1 pseudogene is annotated in these 219 nt (G+C 60.7%); it reads right to left on the bottom strand.

Going from position 1 to position 219, the window contains the following annotated elements:
* Positions 1-164, bottom strand: a pseudogene (locus EXE41_RS18925) (IS1595 family transposase); the annotation flags it as partial.
* Positions 165-219 lie beyond the last annotated feature (55 nt).

Genomic DNA, 219 nt, shown 5'->3' with positions numbered 1-219 from the left:
GCGTGGAGGTTGTCTGCGCCGCAGTGTGGACAGGAGCGTTCTTCCCACACCGTCTTGAGACGCCGCTCGACGATGGCGTCGAGCGGCTCGGGCCGAAATTCTATTACCCCAAGTTCCGCAAGTTCCGATAGCCTCTGGCCGAAGGCAGGACGGTCTTCATGCATACCCGCTTTTGCCGGGCCAGAGGCACTAATGCTCCTGGTTCCGCCAGTCTACTGA

Origin of the sequence: Halorubrum sp. SD690R (assembly GCF_005435035.1) — an archaeon.
GTDB lineage: Archaea > Halobacteriota > Halobacteria > Halobacteriales > Haloferacaceae > Halorubrum > Halorubrum ezzemoulense.
This window is presented reverse-complemented; position numbering and strand designations above follow the sequence as displayed.